General features: G+C 68.0%; 12 protein-coding genes, 1 pseudogene and 1 riboswitch. All 13 genes and pseudogenes read left to right on the top strand.

The window, feature by feature from the left end; all coding sequences use genetic code 11:
• Position 1 precedes the first annotated feature (1 nt).
• The 13 genes and pseudogenes from ugpA (at position 2) to IEW24_RS20775 (ending at position 14513) form a co-directional block, all read left to right on the top strand.
• The gene (ugpA, locus tag IEW24_RS20835) at positions 2-886 is read left to right on the top strand and encodes a sn-glycerol-3-phosphate ABC transporter permease UgpA (protein ID WP_188582282.1); all 885 of its coding nucleotides are present in this window, start codon (positions 2-4) and stop codon (positions 884-886) included.
• 14 nt (positions 887-900) lie between these two features.
• Positions 901-1752 (top strand): sn-glycerol-3-phosphate ABC transporter permease UgpE, encoded by an 852-nt coding sequence (ugpE, locus tag IEW24_RS20830; protein ID WP_188582654.1) that lies wholly within the window; start codon positions 901-903, stop codon positions 1750-1752.
• A 171-nt stretch (positions 1753-1923) separates the two neighbouring features.
• Positions 1924-2033: riboswitch (guanidine-I (ykkC/yxkD leader) on the top strand.
• A 154-nt stretch (positions 2034-2187) separates the two neighbouring features.
• Entirely contained in the window at positions 2188-3219 is a 1032-nt protein-coding gene (locus IEW24_RS20825) for a putative urea ABC transporter substrate-binding protein (protein ID WP_244644596.1), read from the top strand.
• 236 nt (positions 3220-3455) lie between these two features.
• Positions 3456-4271: an ABC transporter permease gene (locus IEW24_RS20820; protein WP_188582279.1), complete on the top strand. Its 816-nt coding sequence runs from the start codon at positions 3456-3458 to the stop codon at positions 4269-4271.
• The gene (locus IEW24_RS20815) at positions 4268-5086 is read left to right on the top strand and encodes an ABC transporter ATP-binding protein (RefSeq protein ID WP_188582277.1); all 819 of its coding nucleotides are present in this window, start codon (positions 4268-4270) and stop codon (positions 5084-5086) included. The genes IEW24_RS20820 and IEW24_RS20815 overlap by 4 nt, the downstream gene beginning before the upstream one ends.
• A gap of 11 nt (positions 5087-5097) precedes the next feature.
• Positions 5098-5913 carry an urea amidolyase associated protein UAAP1 gene (locus IEW24_RS20810; RefSeq protein WP_188582274.1) on the top strand — a complete coding sequence of 272 codons (816 nt, stop codon included), beginning with the start codon at positions 5098-5100 and terminating at the stop codon, positions 5911-5913.
• Positions 5914-5927: 14 nt separating this feature from the next.
• Positions 5928-6596 (top strand): urea amidolyase associated protein UAAP2, encoded by a 669-nt coding sequence (locus IEW24_RS20805; RefSeq protein ID WP_188582272.1) that lies wholly within the window; start codon positions 5928-5930, stop codon positions 6594-6596.
• Positions 6597-6599: 3 nt separating this feature from the next.
• On the top strand, positions 6600-10130 hold the full coding sequence (uca, locus tag IEW24_RS20800) for an urea carboxylase (protein ID WP_188582270.1): 3531 nt from the start codon (positions 6600-6602) through the stop codon (positions 10128-10130).
• A gap of 32 nt (positions 10131-10162) precedes the next feature.
• A pseudogene (locus IEW24_RS20795) lies at positions 10163-10558 on the top strand (allophanate hydrolase-related protein); the annotation flags it as partial.
• Positions 10559-11090: 532 nt separating this feature from the next.
• Positions 11091-12263 carry a LacI family DNA-binding transcriptional regulator gene (locus IEW24_RS20790; protein ID WP_244644580.1) on the top strand — a complete coding sequence of 391 codons (1173 nt, stop codon included), beginning with the start codon at positions 11091-11093 and terminating at the stop codon, positions 12261-12263.
• A gap of 19 nt (positions 12264-12282) precedes the next feature.
• Complete coding sequence (locus IEW24_RS20785; RefSeq protein WP_188582266.1) at positions 12283-12957, top strand: amino acid ABC transporter permease; 675 nt, start codon at positions 12283-12285, stop codon at positions 12955-12957.
• A 16-nt stretch (positions 12958-12973) separates the two neighbouring features.
• Positions 12974-13627: an amino acid ABC transporter permease gene (locus IEW24_RS20780; protein WP_188582264.1), complete on the top strand. Its 654-nt coding sequence runs from the start codon at positions 12974-12976 to the stop codon at positions 13625-13627.
• A gap of 70 nt (positions 13628-13697) precedes the next feature.
• Positions 13698-14513 carry a transporter substrate-binding domain-containing protein gene (locus IEW24_RS20775; RefSeq protein WP_188582262.1) on the top strand — a complete coding sequence of 272 codons (816 nt, stop codon included), beginning with the start codon at positions 13698-13700 and terminating at the stop codon, positions 14511-14513.
• The last annotated feature ends 40 nt before the right edge of the window (positions 14514-14553 follow it).

Genomic DNA, 14553 nt, shown 5'->3' with positions numbered 1-14553 from the left:
CATGCAGGCCAAACGCGTCATCTTCCCCGGCAGGCTGCTGCCCTATCTGCTGCTCGCCCCGCAGCTGGCCATCACGGTCGTCTTCTTCCTCTGGCCGGCGGCGGAAGCGCTGTTCGGCGCGCTCTATGCGCAGGACGCCTTCGGGCTGGCAAAGCAGTTCGTGGGCCTCGCCAATTTCGAGGCGCTGTTCCATGACCCGGCCTATCTGGAGGCCATCGGCACCACCTTCGTCTTCTCCAGTGCGGTGGCGTTTCTCTCGCTCGCCCTCGGCCTCGTGCTGGCGCTGGCGGCGGAGAAGGCAGGACGGCTCGCCGGCCTCTACCGCACCCTGCTCATCTGGCCCTATGCGGTGGCGCCGGCCGTGGCCGCCATCCTGTTCTGGTTCATGTTCGACCCCAGCGTCGGCATCGCGGCGCGGGGCCTCAGGGCGCTGGGCATCAGCTGGAACCACTTCCTCAACGGCGGGCAGGCGCTCGCGCTCGTCATCCTCGCCTCCGCCTGGAAGCAGGTGAGCTATAATCTGCTGTTCTTCTATGCGGGCCTGCGCGCCATTCCCCGCCCGCTCATCGAGGCCGCCGCCATCGACGGCGCCGGCCCGTTCCGGCGCTTTGCCGCCATCATCTTCCCGCTGCTGGCCCCCACCACCTTCTTTCTGCTGGTGGTGAACATCACCTATGCCTTCTTCGACACCTTCGGCGTCATCCACGCCACCACCGGCGGCGGGCCGGGGCGGGCCACCACCACGCTGGTCTACAAGGTGTTCAAGGACGGCTTCGAGGGGCTGGACCTCGGCGCCTCATCCGCCCAGTCGGTGGTGCTGCTGGTCATCGTGGCCACGCTCACCGCCGTGCAGTTCCGCCACATCGAACGCAAGGTGCATTACTGATGGCGCGCGACGGCATGGTGGAACGAGATCGCGGGCTGACGCTGGCCGCGCACGGCCTGCTCATCCTCGGCTGCACCGTCATGGTACTGCCGGTCTATCTGGCCTTCGTGGCCTCCACCCATCCGGGGGCGGACTTCCTGTCCGGCCGCATCGGCTTCCTGCCCGGCGACCGGATGCTGGAGAATTATGCCGGCCTCATCGGCGCGGGCGCGGGCCTGCAGGGCTTTCCGCCACTGGGCGGGGCGCTGTGGAACAGCCTGCTGATGGCGCTGGGCATCGCCATCGGCAAGATCTCCATCTCCATCCTCTCCGCCTTCGCCATCTGCTATTTCCGCTTCCCGTTCCGGCAGACCGCCTTCTGGCTGATCTTCATCACCCTGATGCTGCCGGTGGAGGTGCGCATCCTGCCCACCTATAAGGTGGTGGCGGGCCTCTCGCTGCTCAACACGCAGGGCGGCCTCATCCTGCCGCTGATCGCCAGCGCCACCGCCACCTTCCTGTTCCGGCAGGTGTTCATGACCATTCCCGACGAGATGACGGAAGCCGCGCGCATGGACGGCGCCGGGCCGCTGGCCTTCTTCTGGCACATCCTCGTGCCGCTCTCGCGCACCAACATCGCGGCGCTGTTCGTCATCCTCTTCATCTATGGCTGGAACCAGTATCTGTGGCCGCTGATGGTGACGACGGATGCCGCCCACAGCACCATCCTCACCTCGATCCAGCGCCTCGCCTCCACAGCCACGCAGGAGGCCCCGGTCTGGCATCTGGTGATGGCCACCGCCATCCTCGCCTTGCTGCCGCCGGTGGCGGTGATCCTGCTGATGCAGCGCCTGTTCGTGCAGGGGCTGACGGAGACGGAGAAGTAGGGCAGAGCACGCGCGCGGCCATCCTGCATGCAAGCCGGCAATAGACACCTGCTTTCGCCCATTAATTAGACACCTGCCGCACAGACAGGCGGGCCGGCGGCGCGATGCCGGACAGCGTCCGTTGATTCTGCTCGCCTTTTTCGTGGCACGCGCCTTGCTACCTAGGAGACCAGAGTTGGTGGCTAGGGTTCCGGCGTCGGAAGGCGTGACTGGTCCGAGAGCTGCCACCGGCCCGGGAGACATCCGGGCCGGGCGCACGGCGGGATAAAAGCCCGGGAGACCTCGGTGGCCAAGGAATTGGTGGCACGCGAGTCTCCGCCAATTCCCCAGACATTGAACAAGGGGAATATTATGCGCTTCTCGGTTTCGACGCTGTTTTCCAATCCATTGACCCGCCGCTCGGCGGCGTTCGGCCTTGGCCTTGCTGCTGCGCTCATGCTCAGCAGCGGCCCGTTCGCGGGTTCGGCGCAGGCCGCGCCCAAGACCGAATTCAAGGTCGCCTGGTCGATCTATGTGGGCTGGATGCCCTGGGGCTATGCCGCCGACCATGGCATCGTGAAGAAATGGGCCGACAAGTACGGCCTGAAGATCGACGTGGTGCAGTTCAACGATTACGTGGAGAGCATCAACCAGTACACCGCCGGCGCCTTCGACGCGCTGACCGTGACCAACATGGACGCCCTCTCCGTGCCCGCCGCCGGCGGCGTGGACACCACCGCCGTCATCATGGGCGACTTCTCCAACGGCAATGACGCGGTGATCCTGAAGAGCAAGGACAGCCTCGCCTCCATCAAGGGCCAGAAGGTCAATCTCGTCGAATTCTCCGTCTCGCACTATCTGCTGGCCCGCGCGCTGGAAAGCGTGAAGCTCACCGAGCGCGACGTGAAGGTGGTGAACACGTCCGATGCCGACATGGTGGCCGCCTACAAGACCAAGGCCGTGACCGCCGTCGTGACCTGGAACCCGCTGGTGTCGGAAATCCTGGCCGAGAAGAGCGCGAAGAACGTGTTCGACAGCTCCAAGATCCCCGGCGAGATCATGGACCTGATGGTCGCCAATACGCAGACGCTCAACGACAATCCGGACTTCGGCAAGGCTCTGGCCGGCATCTGGTACGAGACCGCCGCGCTGATGACCGCCGAGAGCGAGGCCGGCAAGGCGGCGCGCACCGCCATGGGCAAGGCTTCCGGCACGGATCTTTCCGGCTTCGAGGCGCAGCTGAAGGCCACCCGCCTGTTCGCCACCGCACCCGAGGCGGTGTCCTTCGTGAAATCCGCCGCGGTCGGCACCACCATGGACCGGGTGCGCAAGTTCCTGTTCGACAAGAAGCTGCTGGGCGAGAGCGCCAAGTCCGCCGACTTCATCGGTATCGCGCTCGCCGACGGCAAGGTGCTGGGTGACGCCAAGAACGTGAAGCTGCGCTTCATCGACACCTACATGGCGATGGCCGCCGACGGCAAGCTCTGAGCGGACGGGACGCGCCCGGCCTGCCCTTCCCTGCCCTCCCCCGCAAGCGGGAGAGGGTGAAATCGGCGGGCAAGCTCCTTCCGTATTGAGCGTCCGCCCTCCCCCCGCGCCACAGGCTCCCTCTCCCGCTTGCGGGGGAGGGGTGGGGAGGGGGAAGGCGCGGCTTCCATCAGACGCGACATCTCCCCCGCACGCGGGCGAGCCCATCGACCCACGCACGAAACGCCCGGAGCCCCATGCGCCTCATCAACCGACGACCGGACCGCACGACGGCGCTGCTGCTGGCGCTGCTGCCGTTCGCGCTCGTCATCCTCGCCTATGTGCTCGGCTCCGCCGCGCGCCTCGCCGAAAATCCGGCGGACAAGCTGCTGCCGAGCCTCGCGACGCTCGCCGACGCCATCGGCCGCGTGGCGCTCAATCCCGATGCGCGCACCGGCGACTATCTGCTGCTCAACGACACGCTGGCGACGCTGGACCGGCTCGTCAGCGCGCTCGCCCTCTCAACGGCAATCGCCCTCGTCACCGGCATGCTCATCGGCATGCTGCCCGCCGTGCGGGCGCTGCTGGCGCCCTTCGTCGCCATGGTGTCCATGGTGCCGCCGCTGGCGCTGCTGCCGATCCTGTTCATCGTCATGGGGCTGGGGGAGGCCTCCAAGGTGGCGCTGATCACCATCGGCGTCACGCCCTTCCTCATCCGCGATCTCGCCATGCGGGTGGAGGAACTGCCGCGCGAGCAGACCATCAAGGCCGAGACGCTGGGCGGCTCCTCCTGGCAGATCGCGCTGCGCGTGGTGCTGCCGCAGATCGCGCCCCGGCTCATCGACGCGGTGCGCCTCTCGCTCGGCCCGGCCTTCCTGTTCCTCATCGCGGCCGAGGCCATCGCGGCGGAGGCGGGCCTCGGCTATCGCATCTTCCTCGTGCGGCGCTATCTCGCCATGGACGTGATCCTTCCCTATGTGGCCTGGATCACCCTTTTGTCCGTGCTGATGGATTACGCCCTCGTGCGGCTGCGCCGCGCGCTCTTTCCCTGGTATGGCGGGAGGAGCGCATGACCGCCATCTCCGTCCGCAATCTCTGGAAGGAATATGGCGACCAGATCGTCCTCGAGGACATCAATCTGGAGTTCGCCGCCCGCTCCTTCGTGGCCCTCGTCGGCCCCTCCGGCTGCGGCAAGACCACGTTTCTGCGCATGCTGCTGAGCGAGGAGAAAGCCACGCGCGGCGAGATCCTGATCGACGGCAAACCCATCGCGCCCGAGCCCGGCGCCGACCGGGGCGTGGTGTTCCAGCGCTATTCCGTCTTCCCGCACCTCACCGTGCTCGGCAACGTGCTGCTGGCGGCAGAATTCTCGCAGTCGCCCTTCACCGCCCGCCTGTTCGGCACGGCGCGGCGGGCGGCGGAGGAGGAAGCGCGCGCGCTCATCGCCGAGGTGGGGCTGGCAGGCGCGGAGGACAAATATCCGGCGGCGCTCTCGGGCGGCATGCAGCAGCGCCTCGCGCTGGCGCAGGCCATCATGCGCAAGCCGCGCATCCTGCTGCTGGACGAACCCTTCGGGGCGCTCGATCCCGGCATCCGCGCCGACATCCACCAGCTCATGCGCCGGCTGTGGAACAGTTGCGAAATGACCGTCGTGATGGTGACGCACGATCTGCGCGAAGCTTTCACCTTGGCCACCCGCGTCATCGCCTTCGAGCGCCGACGCAACCGGCCGGAGGAGCGGGAACGCTTCGGCGCCACCATCGCCAAGGACATCGAGGTCTGGCCGCCGCGCATCGCCGGCCAGCTCGACCTTTTCACCCCCGACCGGGACGACCCGGTTCTCGCTGAGGGACAAGGCCGGGACGACCCGGCACGCAGAAGCGCCTGAGGAAGAGAGCCATGAGCACTGACACAGAAAAAGTCGCCCGCATCGCAGCCAACAAGCGCCGCTATGACGAGCTGAAAGCGGCCGGCGACCACGCCCCCGCCGCTCTGCCTGCGCCCACCCCGCGCGGCCTGCCCTTGCCGCCCGGCCCGCTGGTGCGCGAGGACATTCCCGCCGGCTGGTATCACACGCTGCGCCTGAAGGCGGGCGAGGGCCTGCGCCTCGCGCTGATGGACGCGCCCGCCGCCGTCTCGCTGATCTGCTGGAACGCCCACGACACCAGCGAGCGGCTGAACTATGCCGACACGGTGAAGATCCAATGGACCGCGAAGCTCCAGAAAGGCCGCGTGATCTTCTCCGACATGGGCCGCGTGATGCTCTCGCTGATCGAGGACACATCCGCCGCCCATGACGCTCTGATGGGCGGTTCCACCGCCGCTTCCAACCGCGCCCGCTATGGCGCGAAGGCCGATACCGAGCGGCTGCGCAACACGCGGGACAATTTCATCCTCGCCGCCGGCAAGCTCGGGCTCGACCGCCGCGACATCCCGCCCGCCCTCACCTTCTTCGCCCCCGTGCGGACCGATGATGCGGGCAAGCTGGCATGGGGGCCGGACACAAGGCAGGCGGGCGATTTCGTGGATCTGCGGGCCGAGATGGACCTCATCGTCGCCCTCTCCAATTGCCCGCACCCGCTCGACCCGCGCCCGGACTATGCGGCGGGCATTGTGGAGGCCATCCGCTTTCAGGCGCCGCCCATCGCCTTCGACGACCTGTGCCGCACCGCCACCCCCGAGGCCGCCCGCGGCTTCGAAAACCTCGCGCGCTGAGAAGGGGGCAAGTCATGAACCAGAACCGTTTCATCGCCACGCCCGTGCGCGATCCCAAATCCGCCACCAGGACCGCCATCGAAACCCACCGCGTGCCCGCGCAGGCGCCGTGGTCCGGCCTCGTGAAGCGCGGCCAGTCCATCCGCATCGTGGACCTTGAAGGCCAGCAGGCGGTGGACACGCTGTTCTATTGCGCAGGCGATTATTCCGAGCGCTATTCCTCGCAGGATACGGTGCGCGTGCAGGGGGCGGCCTATGTCACGACCGGCACCCGCCTCATCTCCAATGAGGGCCACCTGATGGGTGTCGTCACCGCCGACACGGCGGGCCGGCACGACACCTCGGCGGGCGCCTGCTCCTGCGAGAGCAACACCGCGCGCTTCGGCCAGCACACGCGCTATCTGCACGCCTGCCGCGAGAACTTCGTCCATGAGGTCTCGAAATACGGCATGGCGAAGCGGGACATCGTGCCCAACATCAACTTCTTCATGAACGTGCCCATCTCGCCAAACGGCGAGCTGGCCATCGTGGACGGGGTGTCGAAGCCGGGCGACTATGTGGAGATCCGGGCGGAGATGGACCTGCTCTGCGTCATCTCCAACTGCCCGCAGATCAACAATCCCTGCAACGGCTTCAACCCCACCCCCATCGAAGTGCTGATCTTCGCGGGCGACGAGGGCTGAAGCATGTTCAACACCGTTCTGATTGCCAACCGGGGCGAGATCGCCAGCCGGATCGGCCGCACCTTGCGTGCGATGGGCATCCGGGTCGTCGCCGTCTATTCGGATGCCGACCGTTTCACGCGCGCCGTGCTGGAGGCGGACGAGGCCCACCGCCTCGGCCCCGCCCCCGCCGCCCAGAGCTATCTGGACGTGGACGCGGTGATCGCCGCCGCCAAGGCCAGCGGGGCTGAGGCCGTGCATCCCGGCTATGGCTTCCTCTCCGAGAACGTCGCTTTCGCCGAGCGGCTGGCGGCGGAAGGCATCGCCTTCATCGGCCCGCGCCCCGACCATCTGCGGGCCTTCGGCCTCAAGCACACGGCGCGCGAGATCGCGGAAGCGAGCGGCGTGCCGCTGCTGCCCGGCACCGGGCTCATCGACAGCGTGGAGGAGGCGCTTCGGGCGGCGCAGGCCATCACCTATCCGGTCATGCTCAAGAGCACGGCGGGCGGCGGCGGCATCGGCATGCAGCTCTGCGCCACGCCGGAAGAGCTGGCGGAGGCGTTCGCCCGCGTGCAGCGCACGGCCAGCGCGTCCTTCGGCGATGCCCGTGTCTATCTGGAGCGCTTCGTGGCCGATGCGCGCCATGTGGAAGTGCAGATCTTCGGCAATGGGCAGGGCCGCGTGGTGGCACTGGGCGAGCGCGACTGCTCGCTCCAGCGGCGCAACCAGAAGGTCATCGAGGAAACGCCCGCACCTCTGCTGCCGGACGCCGTGCGCGCGCGCCTGCATGCCGCCGCCGTGGCGCTGGGAGAAAAGGTCGCCTATGCCTCCGCCGGCACGGTGGAATTCATCTATGACCCCGCGCGCGAAGAATTCTACTTCCTGGAGGTGAACACCCGGCTTCAGGTTGAGCATCCGGTCACGGAGGCGGTGTTCGGCATCGACCTCGTGAGCTGGATGGTGCGGCAGGCGGCGGGCGATGACCCCATTCCCGCCACCCCGCTCACGCCGAAGGGCGCAGCCATCGAGGCCCGCATCTATGCGGAAATCCCGCATGCCAATTTCCAGCCCAGTGCCGGCCTGCTCACCAAGGTCGCCTTCCCCGAAGGCGTGCGCGTGGACGGCTGGGTGGAGACCGGCAGCGAGGTGACGCCCTATTACGATCCCATGCTGGCGAAGGTGATCGTCACCGGCGAGGACCGTCCCGCCGCCATCGCCGCGCTTAGGCAGGCGCTGGACGGGACCACGCTCGCCGGCATCGAGACCAACCTCGCCTATCTGCGCGCCATCGCTGCCTCCGATCTGTTCGCCTCGGGCAAGGTGGCGACGACAGCGCTGCGCGACTTTTCCTTCACGCCGCGCAGCATCGAAGTGCTCAGCCCCGGCGCGCAGTCCAGCTTGCAGGAACTGCCGGGCCGCCTCAACCTCTGGCATGTGGGCGTACCGCCGAGCGGGCCCATGGACGCGCTGTCCTTCCGCCGCGCCAATGCTCTGGTGCGCAATCACCCGGACACGGCGGCGCTGGAACTCACCGTCAACGGCCCGACGCTGCGCTTCCACACCGCAGCCGAGGTGGCGCTCTCCGGCGCGCATATGCCTGCCACGGTGAATGGGGAGAGCGTGCCGCATGACGTACCCGTCACGGTGAAGGCGGGGCAGGTGCTCGCCATCGGCGCCATCGCGGGGGCCGGCCAGCGGGCCTATCTCGCCGTGCGCGGCGGCTTCAATGCGCCGGAAGTGCTGGGTTCGCGCGCCACCTTCGCGCTCGGCGCCTTCGGCGGCCACGCCACCGGCACGCTGAAGGGCGGCGACGTGCTGCATCTGGGCTCAATAACGCAGGACACCACCCCGCCGCCCGCCCCAGCAGCACTCACGAGCCAATGGGAGATCGGCGTGGTCTATGGCCCGCACGGCGCGCCTGATTTCTTTCAGCCGGAGGACATCGCGGACCTGTTCGCGGAGCCCTACGAGGTGCATTTCAACAGCGCCCGCACCGGCGTGCGCCTCATGGGGCCGACGCCGCGCTGGGCACGCACCGATGGCGGCGAGGCGGGGCTCCACCCCTCCAACCTGCACGACAATGCCTATGCCATCGGCGCCATCGATTTCACCGGCGACATGCCCATCATTCTCGGGCCGGATGGTCCCTCGCTCGGCGGCTTCGTCTGCCCGGCGGTGATCGCCCGCGACGAGCAATGGAAGATGGGTCAGCTCAAGCCCGGCGACACCGTGCGGTTCCGCCCCGTGTCCCGGGCGGGCGATGTCGTGGCGGGGCCGAGCATCATCGCCGCGCCCGAGGCGGGCTCGCCCATCATCGCCCGGCGCGACGACGGGCCGGTGGAGGTGGTCTATCGCCGGCAGGGCGACGACAATCTGCTGGTCGAGTTCGGCGACATGCGGCTCGACATCGCCTTGCGCCTGCGCGCCCATCTCATGGCGCAGGCGGTAGGTGCGGCGAAGCTGCCGGGCCTCATCGACCTCACGCCCGGCATCCGCTCGCTGCAGCTGCATTATGACGGCACGGCGCTCACCCGCGCCCACCTGCTCGGTGCCTTGCAGGAGATCGAACACTCCCTGCCCGCTGCCGAGGACGTGGTGGTGCCGAGCCGCACCGTCCACCTGCCGCTGTCGTGGGATGATCCGGACGCGCAGCTCGCCATGCGCAAGTATCAGGAGCTGGTGCGTCCCAACGCGCCCTGGTGCCCCTCCAACATCGAGTTCATCCGCCGCATCAACGGGCTACCCGATGAGCAGGCGGTCAAGGACATCGTGTTCAATGCCCGCTATCTGGTGCTCGGCCTTGGCGATGTCTATCTGGGCGCGCCGGTGGCGACCCCCATCGACCCGCGCCACCGCCTCGTCACCACGAAGTACAACCCCGCCCGCACCTGGACGCCGGAGAATGCGGTGGGCATCGGCGGCGCCTATATGTGCATCTATGGCATGGAGGGGCCGGGCGGCTATCAATTGTTCGGCCGCACAATCCAGATGTGGAACACCTGGCGCGCGACGCCCGCCTTCCAGCCCGGCACGCCCTGGCTGCTGCGCTTCTTCGACCAGATCCGCTTCTTCCCGGTCTCGCACGAAGAGCTGACCGAGGCGCGCGCCGCCTTCCCGCACGGGGCTTATCCGGTGCGCATCGAGGAGGGCAGCTTCTCCTATGCGGACTATGCCGCCGGGCTGAAGCGGGAGGCCCCGGCGATTGCCGCCTTCAAGTCCCGCCAGCAGGCCGCCTTCGAGGCGGAGAAGGCGCGCTGGAAGGCCGAGGGGCTGGACAGCTTCGTCACCGATGACGGCGGCCCGGCGCTGGCGCCGGACGCCATCCCGGACGGCTGCTTCGGTATCAGCGCCAATGTGCCGGGCAATGTGTGGAAGGTGCTGGCCGAGCCGGGCGCGACCATCGCTGCGGGCGAGACCATCGCCATCATCGAGAGCATGAAGATGGAGATTGCCATTACCGCCCATGCGGCGGGGACACTGCGCGAAGTGCGGGTCGGCCCCGGCCGCACGGTGCGCACGGGCGATGTGGTGGCGGTGCTGGAGGCCATGGCATGAGCAACAACAACCCGAACGGGAAAGCCGAAACCCTGCCGCTCGTGGTGGTGGGCGCCCATCTCTCCGGCATGCCGCTCAACCGCGAGTTGACCGAGCCCGGCGGCCGCCTCATCCGCCGCTGCCGCACCGCGCCGGACTATCGGCTCTATGCCTTGCCCGGCACGGTGCCGGAAAAGCCCGGCCTCGTGCGCGAACCCGGCTTCGCGGGGCCGGGGCTGGATGTGGAGGTGTGGGAACTGGAAGCCTCCGCCTTCGGCGCCTTCGTCGCCCGCATCCCGGCGCCGCTGGGCATCGGCAAGGTGCGGCTGGAGGACGGCAGCGAAGCCTCCGGCTTCCTGTGCGAGGCCCACGCGGTGGCGGGCGCGCGGGAGATCACCGCGCTCGGCGGCTGGCGCGCCTATGTGGCAGGGCGGAGCGGCGCGGCTTAGAGGGGCGCGCTGAATTCCGACCGTCTCTTCCCCCTCCCCAACCCTCCCCCGCAAGCGGGAGAGGGGGCGCGGTGCGCAGGCGGTTAGCCCCGCTCTCTGGCGAATGGTGATTGCCCTCTCCTCCCGTGCGACAGGTTCCCTCTCCCGCTTGCGGGGGAGGGTTAGGGAGGGGGCACGACCGGGCGCACCATCCACTCACATTGGTTGCCACGCACATTCGCCGCCCCTCAGCCCCCTCAATAGCTTGCCCAAGACAAGCACGCGGATACCCCGCACTTTTCCGCATCGCAGCAACGCAGATGCAATATAGACCGCCGGCAACAAAGATTTAGATCGGTCTAAAAATTCCATTGACCACCCCCGCGGGCCTCCTTTAGACAAGCTCTTGTTCGCACCGGGGACACATCCGGGCGGACACCGTTTCGCATCAGTGCATGCCACGGAAGATGAGAAATGCATCGCGGCTCAACAGGGCCGCGGGAAGCGTTTCCGTCGCAATTTCGGTCGTCACGGCCGAAGGGAGAACGCCAAGGTGAAAACGCGCAACGCTAGGGCGCGCGAGGGGCATGCCCCCGACGCATCGGCCTTGCCGCCAGAGAGCGGGGGGCCGCAGATCGAGCGGCCGGCCGCGCGCGTCACCCTCAACGACATCGCCGCCCATGCCGGCGTCTCCCGCGCCACCGTCTCGCTCGTGCTGCGCAAGAGCCCGCTGGTGGCGGACGACACCCGCACCCGCGTGGACGCCGCCATGGCCGAGCTGGGCTATGTCTACAATCGCCGCGCCGCCAACCTGCGCTCGGGCGCCTCGCGGACCGTGGGCCTCGTGCTCTGCGAGATCACCACGCCCAACTATGCCCAGTTCACCTCCGGCGTGGACGAGGTGCTGGACGGGGCGGGCTATGCCGCCTTCATCACCAATTCCAACGAGGATTCCACCCGCCAGCGCCGCCTGCTGGTGCGCATGCAGGAGCACGGGGTGGACGGCATCGTGCTGATCCCCGCCGAGGACACCAAGGCTGATGTGCTGGCCGATGCCTACAGCGCGGGCGTGCCCTGCGTGGTCGCCCAGCGGCGGCTGGAGGGCCTCACCGCCGATTACGTGGGGCCGGACTATGGCGCCGGCATGGAGCTGGTGACGGAGCATCTCATCGCCCTCGGCCACCGGCACATCGGCTTCATCGGCGGCGTGCGCCGTATCGCGCCTTTGGCTGAACGCCTCGCCGGTTTCCGCCGCGCATTGCGCCGCCACCGCCTCAAGAGCGGCCCGGTGGTGCCCTGCGCCGTGCAGGACCGCGCCGACGGCTATGCCGCCGCCCGCGACCTGCTGGCCGCCGGCGAAATTCCGACCGCGCTCGTCTGCTACAACGACGTGGTTGCGCTGGGCGTGATGCTCGCCCTTGCCGAGCGCGGGCTCACCCCCGGCAAGGACGTGGCCGTGGTGGGCTGCGACGACGTGGCGGAAGCCGGCCTCAGCCGCCCGGCGCTCACCACCTTTACCACCGATCCGCGCGTGGTCGGCCGCGAGGCCGCGCGCCTGCTGCTGCGGCGGATCGAGAATCCCAACCGCCCGCCGGAACAGATCATCGTTCCGCCCCGCCTCATCATCCGCCAGTCGTGCGGCGCCGCCCCCGGCCAGCGCACGCGCGCGGCCGCCCCCGCAGCCTCCCCTGTCCCGCGCCGGCCCGCCCGCGCGCGGACAGCCTGAAACCTGAAGGACGCGTCAGATGACCTACGTCTTCCAGTTCGGCGAAGTGTTCAACGCCTGGCCCGAACTGCTCATGGGCGCGCTGCTCACCATCCGCCTCTCGGCCATGGCCATGGTGCTTGGCCTCATCGTCGCCATCGCCTGCGCGCTCGGCAAGACCGCCGGCCCGCGCCCGGTGCGCTGGCTGGTGGATGTGTATGTGGAAGTGATCCGCAACACGCCCTTCCTGGTGCAGATCTTCCTCATCTTCTTCGGCCTGCCGCGCATGGGCCTGCGGCTCGACGCCAACGAGGCGGCCCTGCTCGCCATGGTGGTGAATGTGGGCGCCTATGCCACCGAGATCGTGCGCGCCGGCATCGAGACCATCCACAAGGGCCAGATCGAGGCCGGTCTCGCGCTGGGGCTGAAGCCGCTTCAGGTGTTCAAGAACATCGTCATCTTCCCGGCGCTGAAAGCGATTTATCCGGCGCTCACCAGCCAGTTCATCCTGCTGATGCTGACCTCCTCGGTGGTCTCGGCCATCTCGGCTGAGGAACTGACCGCGATCGCCAACAACCTGCAGGCCCAGACCTTCCGCTCGTTCGAGATCTATATCGTGGTCACGGCCATGTATCTGGCCATGTCGCTGATGTTCGCCGCCGCCTTCGAACTCATCTACCGCGTGGTGTTCGCGCGGTCCGACGCCGCGCGCTGAAGGGGGAGGACACGCCATGATCCGCCAGTTCACCTCCGCCGAATTCATGTTCCTGCTGATGGCCGTGCGCTGGACGCTGCTGCTCTCGGCCATCGCCTTCGTGGGCGGCGCGCTCGGCGGCGTCCTCGTGGCGCTCGCCCGCACCGCGCCCTATGCGTGGCTGCGCGCCACGGCGGGCACCTACATCCAGATCTTCCAGGGCACGCCGCTGCTGATGCAGCTCTTCCTCGTCTTCTTCGGCGCCAACCTGTTCGGCGCCGCCGTGGACCCGCTCACCGCCGCCGCCATCGGCCTCACGCTGAACGGCGCGGCGTTTCTGGGCGAGATCTGGCGCGGCTGCATCCAGGCCATTCCGAAGGGCCAGTGGGAGGCCTCCACCGCGCTCGGCCTGCATTATGTGACGCGCATGAAGGAGATCATCCTGCCGCAGGCGGCCAAGATCGCGGTCGCCCCCACGGTCGGCTTCCTCGTGCTGCTGGTGAAGAGCACCTCGCTCGCCTCCATCATCGGCTTCGTGGAGCTGACGCGGGCCGGGCAGATCGTCAACAACGCCACCTTCCGCCCGTTCCTCGTGTTCGGCATCGTGGCCGCCATCTATTTCGTGCTGTGCTGGCCGCTCTCGCTCTATTCGCGGCATCTGGAAAAGAAGTTCGGCACCGTGTCGCGCTGACACGGCTGCCTTAACCCGGTTTCACCCCGGTAACGCCGCCCGGCTAACGGGCCTTGAAGGAGGAAGTCACATGTTTCTCGGAACGGTCCTGAAATCCGCCCGGCGCGTGCTCGCCGCCACCGGCCTTGTGGCGCTCGCCGCCACCGCGCTGCCGCACGGCGCCTCGGCCCAGTCCATCGACGACATCCTGTCGAAGAAGAAGCTCACTGTGGGCATGCTCGTGGACCTGCCGCCCTTCGGCCTGCTGGACACGGCCGGCAAGCCGGAAGGCTATGATGCCGACGTTGCCAAGCTCATGGGCAAGTATCTGGGCGTGGAGGTGGAGATCGTCCCCGTCACCGGCCCGAACCGCATTCCCTACCTGCTGACCAGCAAGGTGGACGTGCTGGTGGCCACCTTCGGCATCACGCCGGAGCGCGCCAAGCAGGTGCAGTTCTCCATTCCCTATTCGGCCATCGAGATCCAGCTCATGGGCCCGAAGAAGCTGGAAGTGACCAGCCTTGAGCAGACGGTGGGCAAGAAGATCGCGGTCGCCCGCGCGTCCACGCAGGACACCGCGCTCACCGCCGCCGTGCCGAAGGGCGCCACCATCATGCGCTTCGATGACGACGCCACCGCCGCGCAGGCCTTCATCTCCGGCCAGACCGACCTGCTGGGCTCCAACAACGTGATCGGCGCCCAGCTCGCCGCTGCCAATCCGGACATGGGCATCGAGCGCAAGGTGACGCTGCGCAGCCAGTACAACGGCATCACCGTGCGCCGTGGTTCCACGGATTTCCTCCAGTGGACCAACACCTTCCTGTACTTCATCAAGAACAATGGCGAGCTCGATGCCATCAACCAGAAGTGGTTCAAGACGCCTCTGGCGCCCATGCCCACCTTCTGAGTTCTGACCGAACGGCCGGGTGATCCGCCCGGCCGTTCTC

The organism is Azorhizobium oxalatiphilum, from assembly GCF_014635325.1.
Taxonomy (GTDB): Bacteria; Pseudomonadota; Alphaproteobacteria; order Rhizobiales; family Xanthobacteraceae; genus Azorhizobium; species Azorhizobium oxalatiphilum.
Note: the sequence above shows the minus strand (reverse complement) of the source record. Positions and strands in the feature narration are given on the sequence as shown.